This is a genomic window from Dietzia sp. oral taxon 368 (assembly GCF_002999155.1).
In the GTDB taxonomy this organism is placed as follows: Bacteria; Actinomycetota; Actinomycetes; order Mycobacteriales; family Mycobacteriaceae; genus Dietzia; species Dietzia cinnamea.
Genome location: NZ_CP027238.1, coordinates 1,939,358 through 1,961,308, shown reverse-complemented (window position 1 = coordinate 1,961,308; position 21,951 = coordinate 1,939,358). Strand labels below are relative to the sequence as shown.

The 21,951-nt window shown below is 72.7% G+C and carries 16 protein-coding genes and 1 pseudogene; 5 read left to right on the top strand and 12 right to left on the bottom strand.

The window, feature by feature from the left end:
* Positions 1-20 precede the first annotated feature (20 nt).
* From C3V38_RS09170 to C3V38_RS09150, 6 genes and pseudogenes are all read right to left on the bottom strand, one after another.
* Positions 21-1,199 carry a lipid-transfer protein gene (locus C3V38_RS09170; protein WP_106385617.1) on the bottom strand — a complete coding sequence of 393 codons (1,179 nt, stop codon included), beginning with the start codon at positions 1,197-1,199 and terminating at the stop codon, positions 21-23.
* Positions 1,196-1,645 carry a MaoC family dehydratase gene (locus tag C3V38_RS09165; protein WP_371412114.1) on the bottom strand — a complete coding sequence of 150 codons (450 nt, stop codon included), beginning with the start codon at positions 1,643-1,645 and terminating at the stop codon, positions 1,196-1,198. The genes C3V38_RS09170 and C3V38_RS09165 overlap by 4 nt, the downstream gene beginning before the upstream one ends.
* Positions 1,642-2,754, bottom strand: coding sequence for a bifunctional MaoC family dehydratase N-terminal/OB-fold nucleic acid binding domain-containing protein (locus C3V38_RS09160; RefSeq protein ID WP_106385616.1), 1,113 nt, complete (start codon positions 2,752-2,754; stop codon positions 1,642-1,644). Before C3V38_RS09160 ends, C3V38_RS09165 begins: the two co-directional genes overlap by 4 nt.
* 60 nt (positions 2,755-2,814) lie before the next feature.
* Entirely contained in the window at positions 2,815-4,029 is a 1,215-nt protein-coding gene (locus tag C3V38_RS18325) for an acyl-CoA dehydrogenase family protein (protein ID WP_311201247.1), read from the bottom strand.
* 45 nt (positions 4,030-4,074) lie between these two features.
* Positions 4,075-5,118: pseudogene (locus C3V38_RS18320) on the bottom strand (acyl-CoA dehydrogenase family protein); the annotation flags it as partial.
* Positions 5,119-5,220: 102 nt separating this feature from the next.
* Entirely contained in the window at positions 5,221-7,392 is a 2,172-nt protein-coding gene (locus C3V38_RS09150; RefSeq protein ID WP_106385614.1) for an acyl-CoA dehydrogenase, read from the bottom strand.
* A gap of 215 nt (positions 7,393-7,607) precedes the next feature.
* On the opposite strand from C3V38_RS09150, the gene kstR reads away from it, so the two are divergent.
* On the top strand, positions 7,608-8,366 hold the full coding sequence (gene kstR, locus C3V38_RS09145) for a cholesterol catabolism transcriptional regulator KstR (protein WP_061916493.1): 759 nt from the start codon (positions 7,608-7,610) through the stop codon (positions 8,364-8,366).
* Between the two features lie 312 nt (positions 8,367-8,678).
* Here kstR and C3V38_RS09140 read toward each other — a convergent pair whose 3' ends face one another.
* A complete protein-coding gene (locus C3V38_RS09140; RefSeq protein WP_217354138.1) occupies positions 8,679-9,992 on the bottom strand; it encodes a Glu/Leu/Phe/Val dehydrogenase dimerization domain-containing protein in 1,314 nt (437 codons plus the stop codon).
* Between the two features lie 154 nt (positions 9,993-10,146).
* Between C3V38_RS09140 and C3V38_RS09135 the strand changes: the two genes are divergently transcribed.
* Positions 10,147-11,067 (top strand): LysR family transcriptional regulator, encoded by a 921-nt coding sequence (locus C3V38_RS09135; RefSeq protein WP_061916490.1) that lies wholly within the window; start codon positions 10,147-10,149, stop codon positions 11,065-11,067.
* A gap of 4 nt (positions 11,068-11,071) precedes the next feature.
* Here C3V38_RS09135 and thpD read toward each other — a convergent pair whose 3' ends face one another.
* On the bottom strand, positions 11,072-11,935 hold the full coding sequence (gene thpD, locus C3V38_RS09130; protein WP_106385613.1) for an ectoine hydroxylase: 864 nt from the start codon (positions 11,933-11,935) through the stop codon (positions 11,072-11,074).
* Between the two features lie 108 nt (positions 11,936-12,043).
* Entirely contained in the window at positions 12,044-13,054 is a 1,011-nt protein-coding gene (locus tag C3V38_RS09125; RefSeq protein WP_106385612.1) for a D-2-hydroxyacid dehydrogenase, read from the bottom strand.
* Positions 13,055-13,140: 86 nt separating this feature from the next.
* Here C3V38_RS09125 and C3V38_RS09120 point away from each other — a divergent pair, with 86 nt between their 5' ends.
* The 3 genes from C3V38_RS09120 to C3V38_RS09110 all read left to right on the top strand — a co-directional run bounded on the left by C3V38_RS09120 (position 13,141) and on the right by C3V38_RS09110 (position 19,063).
* Positions 13,141-14,430 carry an aspartate aminotransferase family protein gene (locus C3V38_RS09120; protein ID WP_106385611.1) on the top strand — a complete coding sequence of 430 codons (1,290 nt, stop codon included), beginning with the start codon at positions 13,141-13,143 and terminating at the stop codon, positions 14,428-14,430.
* A 92-nt stretch (positions 14,431-14,522) separates the two neighbouring features.
* Complete coding sequence (locus C3V38_RS09115; protein WP_106386436.1) at positions 14,523-17,600, top strand: FAD-binding and (Fe-S)-binding domain-containing protein; 3,078 nt, start codon at positions 14,523-14,525, stop codon at positions 17,598-17,600.
* Complete coding sequence (locus C3V38_RS09110) at positions 17,600-19,063, top strand: NAD-dependent succinate-semialdehyde dehydrogenase (protein ID WP_061227447.1); 1,464 nt, start codon at positions 17,600-17,602, stop codon at positions 19,061-19,063. Before C3V38_RS09115 ends, C3V38_RS09110 begins: the two co-directional genes overlap by 1 nt.
* Positions 19,064-19,189: 126 nt before the next feature.
* Here C3V38_RS09110 and C3V38_RS09105 read toward each other — a convergent pair whose 3' ends face one another.
* The 3 genes from C3V38_RS09105 to C3V38_RS09095 form a co-directional block, all read right to left on the bottom strand.
* A complete protein-coding gene (locus tag C3V38_RS09105) occupies positions 19,190-19,465 on the bottom strand; it encodes a WhiB family transcriptional regulator (RefSeq protein WP_063935329.1) in 276 nt (91 codons plus the stop codon).
* A 185-nt stretch (positions 19,466-19,650) separates the two neighbouring features.
* Positions 19,651-20,400 (bottom strand): GntR family transcriptional regulator, encoded by a 750-nt coding sequence (locus C3V38_RS09100; protein ID WP_082767558.1) that lies wholly within the window; start codon positions 20,398-20,400, stop codon positions 19,651-19,653.
* Positions 20,397-21,866, bottom strand: coding sequence for an amidase (locus tag C3V38_RS09095; RefSeq protein ID WP_106385610.1), 1,470 nt, complete (start codon positions 21,864-21,866; stop codon positions 20,397-20,399). Before C3V38_RS09095 ends, C3V38_RS09100 begins: the two co-directional genes overlap by 4 nt.
* Between the last annotated feature and the right edge of the window lie 85 nt (positions 21,867-21,951).

Sequence of the window (21,951 nt, the reverse complement as noted above, 5' to 3'; positions counted from 1 at the left end):
GCCGGCGGCGCTGGCGCGTGTCAGGGCTGCGCGGTGAGGACGAGTCCCGAGGTGGGCACGCCGGTCCCTGCGGTGACGACGAGCTTCTCGGCGCCGGCGACCTGGTTGACCGACTCCCCGCGGAGTTGACGCACGCCCTCGGCGATGCCGTTCATACCGTGGATGTACGCCTCGCCGAGCTGGCCGCCGTGGGTGTTGAGCGGCAGCCGGCCGCCCACTTCGAGGGCACCCGGCTCGCGGACGAAGTCCTTGGCCTCGCCGCGCCCGCAGAAGCCGAGCTCCTCGAGCTGCATGAGCACGTACGGCGTGAAGTGGTCGTACAGCACCGCCATGTCCATGTCCTCGGGCCGCAGGCCCGACTGGGACCACAGCTGGTCGCCGACGATCCCCATCTCGGGCAGACCCGCGAGCTCGGGGCGGTAATACGAGGTCATGATGTATTGGTCCGGCCCGGAGCCCGAGGCCGCCGCCGCGATCGAGACCGGCTCGTGCGGCAGGTCGCGGGCCCGCTCGGGCGTGGTCACGACGATCGCCTGGCCGCCGTCCGACTCCTGGCAGCAGTCCAGCAGGTGCAGGGGCTCGGCGATGTAGCGCGAGGCCTGGTGCTCCTCCAGCGTGATGGGCTTGCCATAGAAGAACGCCGCCGGGTTGGCCGCGGCGTGCTTGCGGTCCACCACCGCGACGCGGCCGAAATCCTCGCTCGTGGCGCCGTACTCGTGCATGTAGCGCTGCGCGACCATCGCGACGAACCCGGCCGGGGTGGACAGCCCGTGCGGGTAGGAGAACGCGTTGTCCGTGCCCGAGGAGTTCACCTGGTGCACGAGCGCCGAGTTGACCTGGCCGAAGCGCATCCCCGAGCGCTCGTTGAACGCGCGGTAGCAGACCACGACCTCCGCCACGCCGGTCGCCACGGCCATCGCCGCCTGCTGGACCGTCGCACACGCCGCGCCGCCTCCGTAGTGGATACGCGAGAAGAAGTTGAGGCTGCCGACCCCGGCGGCGCGGGCGACGGCGACCTCGGTGTTGGTGTCCATCGTGAACGACACCAGGCCGTCGACGTCCGACGGCTGCAGTCCGGCGTCGGCCACCGCCGCGCGGACGGCCTCGGCGGCCAGACGGAGCTCGGACCGGCCGGAGTCCTTGGAGAAGTCGGTGGCGCCGATGCCGACGATCGACGCCTTGTCCGCGAGGGAGCTCACTGCGGGCCTCCGTTCATGTAGAGGGTCGCGGTCGAGGTGACATGCGCGCCCAGCGAGTCAGTGCCGACGATCTTCAGCGTGACCAGCCCGTCGCCGTCGATCCCCGTGACCTCACCCGTGAGGGTCAGGGAGTCGTACGCGTACCAGGGCACGCCGAGGCGCAGCTTGATCGAGGTGATGCGCGCGCGCTGGCCCGCCCAGTCCGTCACGTACCGCTGCACGAGGCCGGTGTCGGTGAGGATGTTGACGAAGATGTCCTTCGAGCCCTTGGCGTGGGCCAGGTCGCGGTCGTGGTGCACGTCCTGGAAGTCCCGCGTCGCCAGGGCCGACGCGACGATGAACGTCGGCGTCCCCTCGATGGTCAGCTCGGGCAGCCGGTCCCCCACTCGCACGGCGGGCGGGGTGGCCGGACAGATCACGTCGCTCACTGCACTGTTCTCGCTCACTTCGCGGCCCCTTCCCGGACCTCGGGGATCTGACGGTCGATCGGCGCAGTGCCAGCGGGGCGCCACGCGTAGAGGGTCCACGGCTCGGTGCCGAAGGCCGCGTCCTCGGACTCGTCGCCGGGCATGTCGAGGAACTCCACCTCGACCTCCATGCCGATGCGGACCTCCGCCGGGTCGACGTCACGCAGCTCGCCGAGCATGCGCACACCCTCCTCCAGCTCCACCAGCGCGATGACGAACGGGAACTTCGTCCGGCCCGGCACCCGCGGCGCGTGGTGGACCACGAAGCTGAACACCGTGCCGCGGCCGGAGGACACGACGTAGTCGGTCTGCTCGGACCTCTCCTTCCACAGCGCCGGCACGGGCGGGTGCTGCAGGGAGCCGTCCTCGCGCTTCTGGATGCGCAGCTCGTGGGCGGCGACGCCGTCCCAGAAGAACCGCGTGTCGTGGGAGACCGACGGGCGCAGGACCTCGCCCACCACCAGGTCGTCGGTGGCCGAGCCGGAACTGGCGACGATCCGCTCCTCCGACGAAGCCGAGCCGGCCGGCTCCGCGGTCTTGGCCGGCGGCCGGAACTTGAGGATCCGGAAGTCCATCTCGGCCACGACCTCGTCGCCGACGCGCCAGTAGTTGCGGGTGGTGAAGAACCACCCCTCGCCCAGGCCCGTGGTCTTGGGTCCCACCACGTCGACCAGCATCGACTCGATGGTCACCTCCTCGCCCGGGCGGGTGTAGCGGTGGTAGACCGAGTCGCAGTTGGTCGCGACGACCGAGGTGAATCCCTCGGCGTCGAGGATGTCGGTCATGCGGCCGAGCGGGTCGTCGGCCTCGCGGGTCTTGCCGAGTCCGCGCATCGTCCACACCTGCGCCATCGCGGGCGGGGCGACGAGTCCGCCGTGGCCGGCCGCGACGGCCGCCTCCTCGGTCTCGTAGATCGGGTTGGTGTCGCCGATCGCCTCGGTCCAGTTGCGGATCATCGGCAGGTTGATGGGGTCGCGGCCCGCGCGACGGGCGCTGCCGCCGGAGGCCTTGACCTCGTCGGCCGCGGCGAGGATGCGCGCGGCGCGCTCGTCGGTCACCGTGTCGTCGAACACCGTGTCGTCACTCATGGGTGCCTTCTCGTCGGGGTGGGATGCGCAGCGGGCCGCGCTGTCGGGACGGGGCCGGCGTCAGCGCGCCGTGCGGGGCATGCCGAGGCCGCCCATGCAGACCAGCTCGCGCATGACCTCGTTGACGCCGCCGCCGAAGGTGATCACGACGTTGCGCTTGTTCATCATGTCGAACCAGCGCTGCAGCGCCGCCGTGTCGGGATCGGTGGGGTCGCCGAAGCGGCCGAGCAGCTCCTCGACGATCCGGCCGACGTGCTGGATCTTCTCCGTGGAGAACACCTTCGACGCGGCGGAGTCGCCCATCGACGGATTGTCCCCCGTCGACGAGACCTGCCAGTTGAGCAGCTCGTTGAGTCGGACGATCGCGAAGATCTCCGCGAGACCGCGCCGTACCTCGGGCCGGTCCAGGTGGCGGACGCCGTCGACGCCGGTGCCGCGGGCCCAGGCGGCGAGCTCGTCGTAGTACCCGCCCGGGCGTCCGGACGGCGCGAGCATGACGCGCTCGTGGTTGAGCTGCGTGGTGAGCATCTTCCAGCCCCCGTCGACCTCACCGACCACCATGTCCGCCGGCACGCGCACGTCCGAGTAGTAGGTCGCGTTGACGTGGTGGGCGCCGTCGCAGGTGATGATCGGCGTGAACGAGAAGCCGGGATCATTGGTGTCCACGATGAAGATCGTCAGCCCGCGGTGCCGGGAATCGGGGGTGCCGGTGCGGGCCGCGAGCCAGATGTAGTCGGCGTGGTGCCCGCCGGTGGTCCACATCTTCTGCCCGTTGATGATCCAGTCGCCGGTCGCCTCGTCCCTGCGCGCCGTGGTGCGCAGCGCGGCGAGGTCGGTGCCGGCGTCGGGCTCGGAGTACCCGATCGCGAAGTGCACGGTCCCGTCGAGGATGCCCGGGAGGAACTTCTCCTTCTGCTTCTCGGTGCCGTACTTCTGCAGCGTCGGGCCGACGGTCTGCAGCGTCACCGACGGCAGCGGCACGTCGGCGCGGGTGGCCTCGTTGGTGAAGATCTGCTGCTCGATGTGGCCGAAGCCCTTGCCGCCGTACTCGGTGGGCCAGCCCACGCCCAGCCAGCCGTCGCGGCCCATCCGCGTGATGATCTCCGCGTAGGTGTCGCCGTGACGCGTGGTCGCGATGTCCGCGGCCTCCTCCGGCGAGATGAGGGTGGAGAAGTACTCGCGCAGCTCGGCCTGCAGCGCGCGCTGCTCGGCGGTCAGGTCGATGAACGCGCCCTCGGCGTCGGCGGCGTCCGCGTCGCCCGAGGCGGGGGCCACCTGCTCCACCGGGTCGGCGGCGATCGCCGCGCCCAGCGCGTCGAGGTGCAGCTGCGCGCCGCCGACGAAGCGGGCGAGGTCCTTGACCGCCGACGAGTACCTGAACATCGGGTACGTGACGTCCACACCGACGCCGCCGTGCAGGTGGTGCAGGAGTTGCACGGCGCGCGGGCCCTCGGTCGCCAGCCAGTACGCGCCGATCGTGGGATCGGTCTCGTAGCGGTCACCGGGCCCGGTCAGCCCCTCGGAGATCCGCCACGCCACCGACTGCGCGATCACGTGCAGCGTCTGCGAGACGATGTAGACGTCCGCCAGCTCCTGCTGCACCGCCTGGAACGAGCCGAGCGGCTTACCGAACTGCACCCGCTCCTTGAGGTAGCCGGCCGTCACGTCCAGCGCGCCGGCCACGAGACCGTCACCGTGGGCGATACTGGCGGCCAGGACGAGACGCCGGAACTCCTCGAGGACCGACCCCGCTCCCGAGCCGCGGAGCACGTCGTCGTCGTCGACCTCGGTGGCCCCGAACCGCATCGCGTACTCGGGCACGCCCAGGGAGCCGAGGGTGGGGGTCAGGGTGACGCCGGGGGCGTCGGGGGCGACGACGACGAGGACGGCACCCTCTGGCGTGGTCGCCGGCACGAGCACGTGACGTGCCTGGGCCGCGTACCGCACCGACGTCGCGGTCCCGGTGAGCTTCCCGCCCTCGAGCCGCACGGTGGGCTCGAGCGGCAGGGGGCTGCCGGGCTCGGCGACGGCGGCGGTGAGGATACGGCCGTCCTCGATGCCGGAGAGCAGTCGCTTCTGCTGGTCCGCGGTCCCGAGGGTGACGATCGGCAGCACGCCCAGGCCCAGCGTCTCCAGGGCGGGGATCACCACGCCCGCACGGCCGACCTCCTCGAGAACCACGGCGATGTCGGCGGGTGTGAGGTCGTCGCCGCCGAGTGCTGCGGGCAGGCCCAGCGAGAGCAACCCGGAGGTGGCGAACGCCGACCAGAGGCGCTCGTCGAAGCCGGCGTCGTCGACACTGCGGCTGGGCAGCGCGGTGAGCAGTTCCTCGGCCGGGGCGGCCGTCGACAGCGCGCCGGCCACCGCCTCGGCGACGGCGGCCTGGGTCTCGGTACGCGTGAAGTCCACGATCAGTCCTGTTCGGATACGGGGGCGGAGAACGGGGCGGGGGGTGGCAGGCGGTGGTCAGTCTCGGGGCAGGCCGAGGATGCGCTCGCCGACCACGTTGAGCAGCACCTGCTCGGTGCCGCCCGCGATCGACAGGCAGCGGACCATGAGGAACTTGCGGCCCTGCTCGGTGAACTCGACGCCGCCGGTGCCGGTGAGCTCCAGGCCGAACTCGGCGATGTCCTGGCGATGGCGCACGCCGACGATCTTGCGGACGCTCGACTCGGCGCCCGGCCCGGAACCGGCGAGGCTGCGCAGCGCGGTGCGCAGGTCCAGCAGGTTGCCCACGACGCCGTCGGCGACGTGCTTGCCGAACTCGTCCAGAACCAGCGCGTCGCCTGAGACCCCGGCCGCGTTGATGAGGCCGATGATCTCCTCCGCGGCGTCACCGAGGGAGGAGCCGCCGCCCATGGCCACGCGCTCGTTGGCGAGTGTCGTGCGGGCGATCTTCCAGCCGTCGTTGACCGTCCCGATCTGGAACTCGTCGGGCACGAACAGGTCCTCGAGGTAGACCTCGTTGAACAGGGCCTCGCCGGTGATCTCGCGCAGCGGCCGGGTCCGGATGCCCTCTGAGCGCATGTCCACCAGGAAGTAGGTGATGCCCTTGTGCTTGGGCGCGCCGGAGTCCGTACGGGCCAGGCACATGGCCCAGTCGGCCTCGCGGGCCAGCGACGTCCACACCTTCTGGCCGTTGAGCTTCCAGCCGCCGTCGACCTTCTCGGCGGTGGTGCGCAGAGCGGCGAGGTCGGAGCCGGCGCCGGGCTCGGAGAACAGCTGGCACCACCTGATTTTCCCGGCCATGGTGTCGCGCACCAGCAGATCGGCGTGCTGGGGGGCGGCCTGCAGGATGGTGGGTACGGCCCAGCCGCCGATCGTGATGTCGTGGCGGGTGACGCCGGCGGCCTCGAGTTCGGAGTCGATGAGCAGCTGCTCGGCCGGGCCGGCGCCCAGGCCCCACGGCTCGGGCAGGTGCGGCATGAACAGGCCGGTGTCGGCCAGGGCCTGCTTGCGCTCGTCGCCCTCCGCGGCGGCGACCTTCGCCACGAGTGCGCGGATCTCCTCGCGCGTGGCGTCCAGCCCGTCGATCTCGGACAGGTCGATGTCGAGGTGGCGGCGCCTGCCGGCGAGGGTGAGCTCGGCCAGGCTGCGTCGCCAGCGGGCGGACCCACCGATGATCTGGCGCAGCGCGCTCGCGCGCCGCATGTAGAAGTGGGCCTCGTGCTCGAAGGTGAAGCCGATGCCGCCGAGGATCTGGATGCAGTCCTGGGAGTTGCGCACGGCGTTGTCGAAGGCCAGCGCCCCGGCGACCGCGGCGGCGACGGGCAGCTCGGAGTCGGAGTCGGTGAGGTCCTCCGCAGCGACGGCGGCGTCCCACGCCAGCGCGCGGACCTGCTCGGTGCGGCAGAGCATGTCGGCGGCGAGGTGCTTGATGGACTGGAACGAGCCGATGGTGCGGCCGAACTGCTCGCGGATCTTTGCGTAGTCCACGGCGGTGGCGAGCGTGTAGTCGGCGACGCCCGCAGCCTCCGCCGCGGCCAGCGTGACGAACAGCTGGTGGACGTGCTCGGTGGTGATGCCCTTGAGGATCCGGTCGGCCGGGATCGTCACGCCCTCCAGGCGAACGCGGCCGATCGAGGCCGAGATGTCGTACGGCGTCGACGGGGTGACCGTCACGCCCGCCGTGCCCGCCTCGAGCAGCGCCCAGCGCGTGGCGCCGTCGATCTCGACGGGCAAGAGCAGTCCTCCGCCGGGGGTGCCGCCGTAGGCGATGCCGGGGTCGCCGGTGACCTCACCCGAGCCGTCCAGCGTCGCGGTGCCGATGCCCAGGCACACGCCCACCGGCAGGCCACCCTCGGCGAGGGTCTCCCCCAGCGCCTGCGCCACGGCCCCGCCCGCACGGGAGACCAGCACCCCGGTCAGGGCGGTGGACAGCACCGGGCCCGGCGCCATGTGGGCGGCTGCGGTCTCGAGCATGCAGGCCAGGTCGACGATCTCCGCGCCGGCACCGCCGTGCTCCTCGGCGATCGCGACACCGAACAGCCCCAGCTCGGCGAGTCGGGGCCACACCGCCTTCCAGGCTTCCGGATCCTCCTCCTGAACGCGTACCGTAGCCACGGGATCGGCGGACTTCGCCCAGGCCTTGATCGAACTCTGAATCTCGGTCTGGTCCGGTGTGGTGGCGATACTCACTGCAGGCTCCTCGACTCGGGCGGGGGACGCGTACCCGGCGCGGGACGCGAGGGCCCGCGCGTACACGCCTACAATAGAACGTGTTCTAGGTAACGTGTTCTAGAATGCACCAGTAGGGTCCGATCGGTACACCCGGGTCCCCGCCCGGTACGCCAACCCGAGACCGCCAGCCCGATCAGCAGTCCCGATCCGACCAGCGCAGAAGGTTCGTTGCCATGACCAAGAGCTCGACCGAGACCGGCTCCGCCGCCGCGTCCGCCGCCGCCGCTACCAGAGCCGACGAGCCCAGTACGTCGTCGCAACGCGAGCGCCGTCGCCGGATCCTCGACGCCACGTTGGCCCTGGCCGCCAAGGGCGGGTACGAGGCCGTGCAGATGCGCGCCGTGGCAGAGAAGGCCGAGGTCGCCGTGGGCACCCTCTACCGGTACTTCCCGTCGAAGGTGCACCTGCTCGTCTCGGCGCTCGCCCGCGAGTTCCGCCGGCTCGATCAGCGCACGGAGCGTTCGGCCCCGCCCGGCGACACCGCGCAGGAGCGGATGAAGGTCGTGGTGGAAATGATCACCAAGTCGATGCAGCGCGACCCGAACCTCACCGAGGCCATGACGCGGGCCTTCATGTTCGCCGACGCCACTGTGGCCAACGAGGTCGAGGAGGTCGGCTTCCTCATGGACCGCATCATCGCCCGCGCGCTGGCACAGGGCGAACCGGACGAACTCCAGCTCTCGATCGCGCGCGTGGTCTCGGACGTGTGGATGTCCAACCTTGTCTCGTGGCTCACCCGGCGGTCGTCGGCCGCGGACGTCGCCACCCGGCTGGCGCTGACGATCGACCTGCTGCTGGGCACCGACGATTCGCCCCGCCGCGCGCGCCTACACACGGCGATCGGAAACGGGAACGGCAACGAGGCCGGTGAAGCCGACGCCGCCACCGGGATTGCCAGCGCTGGCGGGGCAGCCGACGCCGCCACCGGATAGGGTCGCCGGGGCCACCGGGATCGCCGGGGCCACCGGGGCCACCGGGGCTGTCGCGGGACGGGGCCGCACAGTCTGACAGTGCGCGTACGGCGGGGCACATGAGCGTTCCCACGCAACCGCTCCCCCGCCCGGCCGCCCGCTCCTCAATCTGGCGTCTCGCTCCTGGCCTGTCCGCCTGAACTGCAGCCGCTCCTCGCGATGGCGTCTTGCCCACCCTTCGGGGCGAGCGAGACGCCATGGAGACGTGCGGGGTTGCGGGCTGCGGCGGGTGCGGGGCCCGGGCGCCTCGGGGGCGGGAGCCCGGGCCCGCGGTCAGGGCACGACGACCGGCGGCACCGTCCGGATCGCGCCGGAGACGTCGGCCGCCCACCGCAGCGGGCCGCTGGTCGGGTCCCAGCCGGCGAGTAGGTCCGCCACCTTCGCCGTCATCTCCCGTCCGAGACGTAGGAACGACGTCTCGGGCCGGTCGTCGACCTCGCCGAGGATGAGCCACCACGCCCAGGCGACGGCGCCGGCGTTGGCCATGAAGTCCGGCAGCACCGCGATACCGCGGGTCGTGAGGTCGAGCTCCGCATCGGCGGTCGTGGCGGCGTTCGCGGCCTCCACGACGATCGGCGCCGTGACCTGCGCGCAGTTCTCGGCGGTGATCGCGTACGACACGGCGGCGGGAACCAGGACGTCGACGTCCATGCCGAGGATGCTGTCGCGGTCCAGACGCTGCACCCGGGCGGGTACGGCGGCGCGGTCGATCTCGCCGAAGCGGTCGCGGGTCGCCAGCAGCGCCGGGACGTCGAGGCCGGCGGGGTCGTAGAGTGTGCCGGCGGCGTCGGCGAGCGCGACCACCCGCATCCCGGCCTCGTGCAGATACCAGGCGGCGCCACCGCCCATGGTGCCGACGCCCTGGATCGCGACCGACGTGCGCTCGATGTCCCAGCTGCGCACGTGCGCTGCCGCGAGGCACGCCTGCGCGACGCCGTAGCCACCGATCACGTCGCCCAGGAGCCCACCCGGGACCTCGGCGTTGAGCCCGCGGAAGATCCGATCGGCCGTGGCCGCGGGGTCAGCGGACCGCTCGATCGCCGCCTGGTACGACTGCCTCATGCCGAGGCGGCCGAAGACCTCGTCGATGAGGTGCTGCGGCACGCCCAGGTCCTCGGCGGTCACCCAGTGCCGGTCGAGGAACGGGCGCATCGCCTCGCAGAAGCGGCCGAGCACCTCGACGGCCCGCGGGTCCTTGGGGTCGAAGTCGATTCCGCCCTTGGCCCCACCGACGGGTAGGTCGAAAGCCGCGGTCTTGCGGGTCATTCCGCGCGCCAGGTCCTCTACCTCGCGGAGGGTGCATCCGGCGCGCATCCGGGTGCCGCCGGTGGCCAGGCCGCCGACGAGCGTGTCCACGACGAGATAGCCGCGGGCGCAGGTCTGATCGTCCTCCCAGTGCAGGCGCAAGTAGGGTTCGCGGCGGGAACTCGACGTCTCGGCCGGGGCCGTGGCCGCGGTCAGGGCCGGAGCCGTGGCCGAGGTCAGGGCCGGAGCTGTGGCCGGTGCGGAAACGGCCTGTGCGGCGGGCCCGGTCTGCGGGCCGGCCCCCGTGTGGCCGGTCGTGCCCGGGATCTCGATGGATGTCATGGTGCTCGCCTCCTCGGCGACCTCGTCCGTCGGCGGGTCCGGCGGGGGTGTCCCCAGCATGGGTCCGCGTCCCCGGGCGGGTCCAGCGAGACTTCGTGGACCCGACCGTTCACTTTTCCTGCACGTTCGACCCGGGGGCTCCTACTCTCGGGGCATGGAGCCGTCCCTGCACCGCCTGCGGTTGCTCCACGAACTGGAGCGACGGGGCACCGTCACCGCGGTCGCCGCGGGCCTGGGGTACACCGTCTCGGCCGTGTCGCAGCAGCTCTCGCTGCTCGAGCGCGAGGCGGGGACGCCCCTGTTCGAGAAGCGGGGTCGTGGTCTCGCGTTGACGGAGGCGGGACTCGTGTTGGCGGAGCACGCGCGCACGATCCTGTCCGCGGTGGAGGACGCGAGCCACGCGATGGAGTCGGCGAGGGCGGGCGTCGGGACGACGCTCACGGCCGGGGTATGGGCGTCGGTGGCCACCACGCTGCTGCCGGCCGGGATCGCGATCCTGTCCCGCGACCATCCGGGAATCGTCGTGCGCAGCCACGAACTGGCCCCGGAGGACACGGCGGGCGCGGTCCGCGACGGCTCGCTGGACCTGTCGTTCGTGCTGGACTACTCGAGCTACGCGATGGCGGACGTGCCGGACCTCGTGCGGTTGCCGATCGCGCGGGAGGCCCTGCACGCGGTGGTGCCGCGCGGGTCGATGCCGACCGCGCAGGTGTCGTTGTCCGACCTCGCGGGGGCGCCGTGGGTGGTCGCGCACCCGCGCTCGCACTTCGGCCGGGCGGTGCGGATCGCGTGCCGGGAAGCGGGCTTCGAGCCGGAGGTGCGCCACGAGGCGGGTGAGCAGTCCACGGCATTGGCCCTGGTCGCCGCCGGCCTCGGCGTCACGCTCGCCTCCGATCTCGGCCTGACCACGTTCGCTGCCGACGTGGACGTTCTGCCGCTGAGGGACGGGCTCACCAGGACGGTGTCGATCACCCATCGTCGCCGCGACGCCCGGAGGCGCCCGCTCCAGGCGTTCGTCGCGGCGTTCACGGCCGCCGCCCGGGAGGTCGGCCTGGACCCCCCGGGCGGGGCGTGAGACCTCAGGGCCGACGCACGAGGAAGTCCGGGCGCGGCGGCGTGCCCGCGAACGGCTCGGCGAGCTCGTTCTCGACGCTGTTGAACACGATGAACACGTTGGCGCGCGGCAGCGGGGTGATGTTGCCACCCGAGGCGTGCAGCGCGTTGCAGTCGAACATCGTCATGGAGCCCGCGCCGCCGGTGAGGACGTCGAGTCCGTGCTCGCGGTACATCTCGGTGATGTGCTCCTCGGACGGAACGCCCACCTTCGGCGCGGTCGTCACGAGCGACTCCTTGTAGTAGTCCTCGGGCGTCTCACCGGCGCACTGGACGTAGTACTTGTGCGTGCCCGGCATGATCATCAGCGGACCGTTGTAGGTCTCGTTGGGCGTGAGCGCGATCGAGGCGCTGCAGGCGCGCGGCTTGGGCATGCCGTCCTCGGCGTGCCACGTCTCGAAGTCCGAGTGCCAGTAGAACGCGCCGCCGGCGAAGCCGGGCTTGTAGTTGAGCCGGCTCTGGTGAACGTACACATCGGATCCGAGGATCTGGCGGGCCAGATCGATCGCGCCGGACTGCTCGACGGCCTCCCACACGACCTCACTGAGCTCGTGCACGTCGAAGATCGACCGGACGGCCCGGCCGCCCTCCTCGCGGATGATGCGGGGATCGTCCTTCATCGCGGGGTCGTCCCCGAACCGTCGGAGCTCCTCCCAGCAGGCGTCGATCCGGCTCTGGTCCAGGGCGCCCTCGCGCTGGACGAATCCCTTCTCCTCGAACTCGAGCACCTCGGGATCCTCACTGCGTCCCCACAGGACGGGGTCACGGCGCTCGACGATCTCCGGTCGCCCGCTCACGCGGGTCTGGTAGTCATCAACGGCAATGGTCACTACGACTCCTTTCTCTCCTCAGCCTGAAAACCCCGGCTGACTCGGGAAAACGAGGGGTGCCGCCCTCGTGGGGCCGACCGTATCCGTGGCGACGATCTCGGACAACTCTCAGCCGCTGACGTATCCTCGACCCTTGTCCACCGGTGGGCCGGGAGTCCCGCCGCCCGCCCACGTGCGCAGGTGGTCGAGGAACTGTCCGGACAGTGTGTCCCGCCACCCCACGACGTCGCCGGACATGTGGGGACTGATGTGCGCGCCGTCGAGCGTCCAGAGGGGGTCGCCCCCGGGGAGGGGTTCGACGACGAGGACGTCCAGGTGCGCCGAGAGTCTGCCCGCCCCGATCTCGCGCGTGAGGGCCTCCTGATCGACCAGCTCTCCGCGACCGACGTTCACCACGTGGGCACCGTCGGGAAGGGCGGCCAGCTCCGCGGGGCCGAGCATCCCCCGCGTCGCGTCGGTCAGCGGCGCCACCATGACGAGATGGTCCACGTCGCCGAGATGGTCGACCAGGCGGGCCGAGTCCAGGACGCGGCCGAAGTCCTCGTCGTCGTCGCGCGGTCGACGTCCCGCCCCGGCCACGTCGAGTCCGACCGCCCGCAGGAGCCTCGCGGTGGCCCGTCCGATCCCGCCGGTGCCCACGACCAGGGCGCGCCGTCCCGCCACCCGGGTCGTCTCCCGGTGGCACCACCGCCCCGCGCGCTGCAGCGCCTCGGTCTCGTGGAGGCGCTTGTCGTGGGCCATCACGCACGCCAGGACGTATTCGGCGATGGGACCGTCGAAGACGCCGCGGGCGTTGGTGACCAGGACGTCGGAGTCGCGCAGCTCGTCGAAGAGCAGCTTGTCCACCCCGGCGGCGGCCACGTGGACCCACCGCAGCGCGTCGGCGGCGTGCCAGGCGGAGGCCAGGGCGTCGGAGAAGATGTCCCATACCAGCAGGATCTGCGCGCCGGGCAGCGCGTCGGCGAGGGTGTCGGCCGTGCACTCGCGCACGTCGGCGAGGCCACGGATCTCGTCGAGCGTGGTGGGCGGCTCGACGCCGTCCGCGGTGAGCACGACGACGGTGGGCCGGGAGTCGCGGGCGGGGCTCGGGTCGGTGCGGCGGTCGGTGCGGCGGTCCATGCGGCCACGGTAGCGCGGCCGTCCGATCGCGTCGCGCGATCGTCGGATTGTTGACAATCGACCGGGCGCGGCCACACACTGACCGCATGACCGCGCACCTGTCGCCCCTTCTCAAGCAGGCCACGCCCGTCGTCGTGGACCACGCCCTCGGCTCGTGGATCCACGGCACCGACGGCCGCGACTACCTGGACTTCACCACCGGCATCGGCGTGACCAGCACCGGCCACTGCCACCCCGACGTCGTGGCGGCCGCGCGCGAGCAGTGCGGGAAGATCATCCACGCGCAGTACACGACCGTCATGCACCAGCCGCTGCTCGAGCTCACCGCCAAGCTCGGCGAGCACCTGCCGGCCGGCATCGACTCGGTGTTCTACGCCAACTCCGGCTCCGAGGCGGTCGAAGCCGCCGTGCGGCTGGCGCGCATGGCCACGGGCCGACCGAACATCGTCACCGTCCAGGGCGGCTTCCACGGCCGCACCGTCGCCGCGGCCAGCCTCACCACCGCCGGCACCCGCTTCTCCGCCGGCTTCTCCCCCCTCATGGGCGGCGTGGTGATGACCCCGTTCCCCCACGCGCTGCGCCACGGCTGGACCACCGACGACGCCGTGGACTTCGCGCTGGCCGAGCTCGACTACCTCATGGCCACCCGCGTCGACGCCCGCGAGATCGCGGCGTTGCTCATCGAACCCGTCCTCGGCGACGGCGGGTACATGGCCACTCCCCCGCGCTACCTCCAGGGTCTGCGCGAGCGCGCCGACCGGATCGGCGCGCTGCTCGTGCTGGACGAGGTCCAGGCCGGCATCGGGCGCACCGGCCGTTTCTGGGGCCACCAGCACACCGAGGGCCTGGTCCCGGACGTCATCATCACCGCCAAGGGCATCGCGTCGGGCTTCCCCATCTCCGCGATCGCGGCGTCCACCGACCTCATGGCCAAGGCCTGGCCCGGATCCCAGGGCGGCACCTACGGCGGCAACGCCGTGGCGGCCGCGGCCGGGGTCGCCACGCTCGGCGTGGTCGAGCGCGAGAACCTCGTCCAGTGCGCGGCAGACCGCGGATCCCAGCTGCTCGCGGGTCTGCGGCGTAGCCTGGCGGACGTGAGCGAGATCTGCGACATCCGCGGTACCGGGCTCATGCTGGGCGTCGAGTTCGGCGACCCGACCGCGCCCGCCGGCAGCGCCGGCGCGCTCGAGGCCGCGCGCCTGGCGACGGCCGTCCAGCAGGCGTGCGTGGACGAGGACCTGCTCACCCTGACGTGTGGGCCGACAGGGTCGGTGGTGCGCCTCATCCCGGCTCTGGTGGTGACCTCCGAGGAGGTCGACGCCGGCGTCGAGCGCTTCACCCGGGCCGTGCACCGGGTGCGCGACGGGGCGGCGTGACCGCCCGCGTCGACGCGACCGCGCCCGGCCGCGCCGGTGGGTCCGGCGGGTCCGGCGGGTCCGGCGGGTCCGGCGGGTCCGGCCGGTCCACGGTGGCGGCAGACGAGCTGGTCGACGCGCTCACCGCCGCGGGCCTGGCCCCGGAGGCCGATCGCCGCCGGGTCGCCGAGTACTCCTACGACGCCTCCAACTACCGGGTCACCCCGGCCGCGGTGCTCTTCCCCCGCTCGGAGGCCGAGGTCGCCACCGCACTCGCCGTGTGCCACCGCCTCGGCGTACCCGCGACCGCCCGCGGCGGCGGTACCTCGATGGCCGGCAACTCCGTCGGCACCGGGCTGGTGCTGGACCTGTCGCGGCACATGCACCGGGTGCTGGCCGTGGACGAGGCCGCGCGGACGGTCACCGCCGAGGCCGGCACCGTCCTCACCGCCCTGCGCACAGCGGTCCACACCGCGACCGACTCGCGCCTGACCTTCGCCCCAGATCCCTCGAGCCAGTCGCGGGCGTGCCTGGGCGGGGCGATCGGCAACGACGCGTGCGGGAACCACTCCGTGCGTCACGGCCGGACCGCCGACCACGTCGAGACGCTGCGCCTGGTCACCGCCGACGGCCTGCGCCTCACCGCCACGCGCCGAGGCGTCGAGGCCACCGACGCCGGGGACGCGGCCGCCGCCGCGCGCGCCGAGTACCTCACGGCCGAGCTGCGCGACCTGGCCGCCGCTCATCTGGCCGCGATCCGCACCGAGCTCGGCCGCATCCCCCGCCAGGTCTCCGGCTACCACCTGCGGCACCTGCTGCCGGAGGAGGGCTTCGACGTGGCCCGCGCGCTGGTCGGCTCCGAGGGCACATGCGCGATCGTCACCGCCGCGACCATGCGCGCCGTGCCCCGGGCCGCGCGCACCGGCCTGCTGGTAGTGGGGTACGCCGACGTCGTGGACGCCGCCCGCGACGTCCCGGCGATCCTGCGCCACCGCCCCACGGCGGTGGAGGGGATCGACGAGGTGATCGTGGCGACCATGCGGCAGCGCCGCGGCGCCGACGCCGTCGCCGATCTGCCCTCCGGGCGCGCGTGGCTGTTCGTGGAACTCGACGACGACGGGAACGACGACGACGAGCACGACGACGAGGCGGGCGGCGCCGGTGGTGGGCTCGGGGCCCGGGTGACGCGCGTGGCCGACGAGCTGGCCCGGGACGGTCACGCCCTCGAGGCCCTCGTCGTGACGGATCCGGTGACCCGCGCCGACCTGTGGCGGGTCCGCGAGGACGGCGCCGGCCTGAGCTCCCGGCTCACCGATCCCGCCACCGGCGCCACCATCGAGTCCTGGCCCGGCTGGGAGGACTCGGCCGTGCCGCCCGAGAGGCTGGCCGACTACCTGGCCGAGTTCCGCGAACTGCTCGCACGGCACGGGCTCGCCGGCGTGATGTACGGCCATTTCGGCGCCGGATGCATGCACATCCGGATCACCTTCGACCTGCGCTCGGACGCCGGGCGGGCGGTCTTCCGCGCCTTCTGCACCGACGCCGCCCACCTCGCCGTGCGCCACGGCGGCTCCCTGTCCGGTGAACACGGGGACGGCCGCGCCCGTTCGGAACTGCTGCCGCTGATGTACTCGCCGGAGATGCTGGGCGCGTTCGAGGGTTTCGCGCGCATCTGGGACCCCGCGGGGCTGCTCGCACCCGGTGGCCTCACCGCCACCCGGCCGATCGACGCCGACCTCGCCCTGGCCGGCGTCGGGCCCGGGATCGGCCGGCGTGACCTGGGACTGCTCACCTCCGCCGACGGTGCTCACCCCGTGCAGGCCTGCATCGGGGTCGGCCGCTGCCGCACGTCGACCGGCGGCGTGATGTGTCCGTCCTTCCGCGCGACCGGCGACGAGAAGGACTCCACCCGCGGTCGGGCCCGCGTCCTGCAGGAGGTCGTGCGTGGCACGATCGGCGTGGACGACCCGGCTGTCGAGGAGTCGCTCGAGCTGTGTCTGGCCTGCAAGGCGTGCTCCTCGGACTGCCCCACCGGCGTCGACATGGCCACGTTCAAGGCCGAGGCGCTGCACCGCCGCTATCGCCGACGCGTCCGGCCGCGCGTCCACTACTCCCTCGGCCTGCTCCCGCTATGGCTGCGCGGGACCACCCGCGCCGCGGGGCCGCTCAACGCCCTGCTCGCCACCCCGCTCGGGCGGGCCGGCGCCCGGCTCGGCGGAATCACCGGCGAGCGCGCGCTGCCGCGGTTCGCCTCGGCCCGGCAGCTCCGCGACGAGCTCGCCCGGGTCCCGGCCAGCGTGTGGCACGTGCGCGACCTGGCCCGGCGATCGGGCAAGGGATCCGCTGCCGGTACGGGCGCGGTCGCCGGTTCGGGCGGCCGGGCGGTTGCGCGGACCTCGGCCGAGGTCGTGCTGTTCCTCGACTCGTTCACCCGGGGACTGCGCCCGCACGTCGCCGGCGCCGCCGCCCGCGTCCTGGGCGGCTCGCACACCTCCGTCGCCTGCTCGGCCGGCCACTGCTGCGGCCTCACCCACGTCACGACCGGCCGACTGGACGCCGCCCGACGCACCATGCGCGCGACCACGCGTCACCTCGACGCGATCCGCGGGCCGGACGGGGCGGAAGTGCCCGTCGTCGTCGTCGAACCGTCCTGCGCGGCCACGCTGCGCGGCGACCTCCCCCACCTCCTCGCCGACACCCCCGACGCCGACGCGGCCCGGCGCGTCGCGGCGCGGATCCGCTCGTCGGCCGACCACCTCGGCCGCCTCGCCTCCGAGGGCCGGGCGCCCGCCTGGCCCGGCGGCACCGCGCCCGACCGCGTCACCGTGCAGACCCACTGCCACGAATACGCGACGTTCGGCAATCGCGTGCAACGCGCGACGCTCGCCGCCCTCGGCGTGGGCTCGGTCCGCGAAGCCACCGGCTGCTGCGGCGTCGCCGGCGACTTCGGCTTCACCGCCGGCCACGAGGCCGTCACCGCCGCCGTCGCCGAACAGGCCCTCGCACCCGCCCTGCGCGCCGACCCCGACGCGCCTGTCCTCACCGACGGGTTCTCGTGCGCCACCCAGACCGGTGAACTCGGCCGCACCGGGCGACACCTCTTCGAACTCCTCGATCCCGATCCCGCCGATTCCAACCCCTCCAGCCCCGATCCCGACGCCACCATCCCGCCCACCACCAGGAGGCCCTAATGACCCGCTCCGTCACCGACATCATCGCCGGACTCGGCACCGGCGTGTACGTGAACGGGCAGTGGCGCGACGCCGCCTCCGGCGCCACGTTCGACGTGGTCAACCCGGCCACCGGCGAGGCCATCGCCACCCTCGCCGACGGCGGGGCCGACGACGCCACCGCCGCGATCTCCGCTGCCGGGCGGGCGCAGGAGAGCTGGGCCGCCGTCCCCGCGCGCGAGCGCGCCGAGATCCTGCGCCGGGCCTACGAGCTGCTGGTGTACCGCGCCGACGAGATCGCCCTCCTCATGACCACCGAGATGGGCAAGCCGCTGGCCGAGGCGCGCGGCGAGGTCAGCTACGGCGCCGAATTCTTCCGCTGGTTCTCCGAGGAGGCCTCCCGCATCCACGGCGACGCCCGCCGCTCCCCCGACGGCAAGACCCGACTCATGGTGACGCAGGAGCCGGTGGGCCCGTCCATCCTCATCACCCCGTGGAACTTCCCTCTGGCCATGGCCACCCGCAAGATCGGCCCGGCCGTGGCCGCCGGCTGCACCATGGTGTTCAAACCCGCCAACCTCACGCCGCTGACCTCCCTGTACGTGGTGGACGTCCTGCGCGAGGCCGGTCTGCCCGAGGGCGTGCTCAACGTGGTGTGCACGACCGACGCCGGCGGCGTGGTGGAGCCGTGGATCGACTCCGGGATCGCCCGCAAGCTCTCCTTCACCGGCTCCACACCCGTAGGCCGGAAGCTGCTCGAGCAGTGCTCGCGCGGCGTGCTGCGCACCTCCATGGAGCTCGGCGGGAACGCCCCGTTCGTGGTCTGCGAGGACGCGGACATGGACACCGCCGTCGACGCCGCCATGGCCGCCAAGATGCGCAACATGGGCGAGGCGTGCACGTCCGCCAACCGGATCCTCGTGCACCGGTCGGTGCTGGACGAGTTCGGTCGCCGACTGACCGAGCGGATGGCCTCCCTCACCGTGGGCGACGGCACCGCCGAGGGCACCGACGTGGGACCGCTGGTCGAGGAAAAGGCCGTCGACAAGGTCGCCGAGCTGGTCGACGACGCCGTGAGCCGCGGTGCCGCGGTGCTCACCGGCGGCACCCGCGGCGAGGGCCCCGGCTTCTTCTACCCGCCCACCGTCCTCACCGGCGTCACCCCGGACGCCAGGTTGATGTCCACCGAGATCTTCGGCCCCGTCGCCGCGCTCGTGCCGTTCGACACCGATGACGAGGCCGTCGCGCTGGCCAACGACACCGAGTACGGGCTGGTCTCGTACGTCATGACCGAGAATCTCGACCGCGCGATGACGATGTCCGAGCGGCTCCAGGCCGGCATGGTCGGCATCAACGTGGGCGTCGTCTCCAACCCGGCAGCGCCGTTCGGCGGGATCAAGCAGTCCGGGCTCGGCCGCGAGGGCGGGACGACGGGGATCGAGGAATTCCTCGAGACCAAGCTCGTCGCGATCCCCGTGCGCTGACAGGGCGACCGGGGGCGAGAGCGAAGAAAATCCGCTACCCCGGCACCGGATCCGCTACCTCCACAGGGGTAGCGGATCAGGCGTCCGAGTAGCGAATTTCGGGTGTCGCGCGAACACAGGGAGGGTCTAGCCGGTGCGCACCCGGCCGGCCTGGCGGTGGCGCTCGGCCTCGGTCATCCCGCCCCACACGCCGTACAGCTCACGGTTGTACGTGGCGTGGCGGCGGCAGGCGTCGATGACGGGGCATTGCGCGCAGAGCTTCTTGGCCGCGGTCTCCTTGCGGCGCCGCGTCGCCTTGGCCTCATCCTCCCCGTTGTAGAACAGGTCCGGAATGTCCCGACACCGACCGAGATCTGCCCACGCCCACTGCTCGTCGGTCTTGGTCAACACGCTGTGCTGCATCTTTCCCTCCCACCGTCCGTTCCAGCTTCCGTCACATCGGAGGTGATTCGGCACACCCCCACGGGTGGGATGGGTCGGCACCGCTAAAGTTCCTTCATGCGCGTGACGATCACGGCCATCAACGCCTTTCCGCTGGTCATCGCCGGTGTCGAGGTGCGCGTCAGACGGCCGCGCGCCGGGGGTGGTCAGACGGCCTGGCCGGATCCGAGGACCCGCGCGAGACCGTCCCTCATGTGGTCGACCAGCAGCGCGCGGGCCGGGCCCGGGTCGGCCGCGCGTACCGCGTCGGCGATCGCGCGATGCTCGGCGAGCCTCGACGCGGCGTCCGAATACGTACCCCGCATGGCGTGGAGGCACATGCTCGTCTCGACCAGCACCGTCTCGTGCACGCGCGACAGTCGCGGGCTCCGCGCGGCCTCGACGAGGGCGTGGTGGAAGTCCAGATCCGCCGCGACCATGGCCGCCGATCGCGGCTCGGCGGCGAGGGCGGCCATCGCGTCGACGGCGGCGTCGAGCGCGTCGGCCGTGTCGGCCCCCAGTCCCAGGTCGAGTACGCGGTCGAGGGCGGCCGTCTCCACCGTCGTGCGCAGCAGGTACATGTCCTCGACGGCCTCGGGGGTCAGGTCGGCGACGAACAGCCCGCGGTTGCGGTGGGAGACCAGGAGGCCCTCCTGCGTCAACCGCTGCATGGCCTCGCGCAGGGGGCCGCGGCTCACGCCGAGCGAACGCGCCAACGCGGCCTCGCCGAGCTGGGTGCCCGGGCCGAACGTGCCGTCGGAGATCGCACGACGGAGCGTGCGCGCGATGAGCGACGGAGTCGACTCGCGGACGACGGGGGCCAGGCCCGGGGCGGACTCCGCGGCGGGTGCTGCGGCCGGCCCGGTGGCGGATGCTGCGGCCGGCCCGGTGGCGGATTCCGGAACCGGAGTCGTCATCGGGCGTCGCCCCCGGCGCCGGCGTGGACCCGGGGCGTCGGCACCACCCTGCCCAGCGCGGCCTCGAGGGCGGCGCCGACCCGGACGACGAGCCGGTCCTCGAAGCGGGCCCCCACCACCTGCAGGCCCACCGGCAGCCCGGCGTCGGTCATCCCGCACGGGACACTCAGCGCCGGCTGCTGGGTCATGTTGAACGGGTAGGTGTAGGGCGTCCACGAGGTCCAGTCGGGGCTGTGCCAGCCCGGCGGCACGTCCGACCCCGCGGCGAAGGCCGGGATCGGGGTGGTGGGCGTGATGAGGATGTCGTACCGCTGGTGGAAGTCGGCCATCCGTGCCCCGAGCGCCATGCGGACGGCCACCGCGTCCAGATAATCGGCGGCGGAGTAGTCGCTGTACCGCCCGAGGGCCTCGCGCATCGACGGGTCCACGCGCTCGATCGCGCCCGGCCCGTGCGGCGCGAGGACCGCGGCCAGGCCCGCGAACCACAGGACGTGGAATGCGTCGACTGGGTCGGTCACGCCCGGGTCGACGGTGTCGACGTGCGCCCCGAGCTCGGAGAGGACGCCGACCGCGCGGGTGACCTCGCGCTCGACGTCGGCATCGTTCCTACCGAAGCCCAGCGTGGGACTGTAGGCGACCCGCAGCCCCTCGAGCGGGCGCTCGCCCCGCGTCCCCTCGGTCGCCGCGGCCAGGTACCCACCGGGCCCGGGCGTGGTGGCACGTGCGGGGACGGCGGACCAGTCCCGCGGGTCGGGGCGCAGCAGAGCGTCCATGAACGCGGCGGTGTCGAGCACGGTGCGGGTCATCGGCCCGGCGTGCGCGAGCGTTCCGAACGGGCTCGACGGGAACATCGGGATGACCCCGTAGGTGGGCTTGAGCGCGACGATCCCGCAGAACGCTGCGGGGATCCGGACCGAGCCGCCGCCGTCGGTACCCAGTGCGAGCTGACCGAGCCCGGCGGCGACCGCCGACGCCGCCCCACCGCTCGAGCCGCCCGGGGTCAGGGCCGGGTCGTGCGGATTGCGGGTGATCCCGGTGAGCGTGTTGTGGGTGACGCCCTTCCAGGCGAACTCCGGGGTCGTGGTCTTGCCGATCACCACGCAGCCGGCCTCGCGGACCGCGGAGGTCACCGGGGCGTCGTCGGGCCAGGACACCGGATCGGTGGCGCCCGGTTTGTCGGCCAGTAGGTGGGACCCCCGCAGGGTCGGGACCCCCCGGGTGTAGAAGATGTCCTTGATCGACGTCGGCACCCCGTCGAGCGGACCGAACGGCGCACCGGTCCTGTACCGCTCCTCGGAACGACGGGCCTCGGCGAGGGTCGCCTCGCGGTCGACGTGGCAGAAGGCGTTGATCCCCCCGTCGACCCGCTCGATGGCGTCGAGCGCCTCCTCGGCCGACTCCACCGGGGAGTATGCACCGTCACGGAAACACTCGGCGAGCTCAAGTGCCGTCAGGGTGAATGTCATACAGGCACCTTCCGCCGGACCGTCTGATTGTCGACAATCGTACAGCTCCGCTGCGCCCGGTCAAGGTCCGGCCGTCGCGCGGACC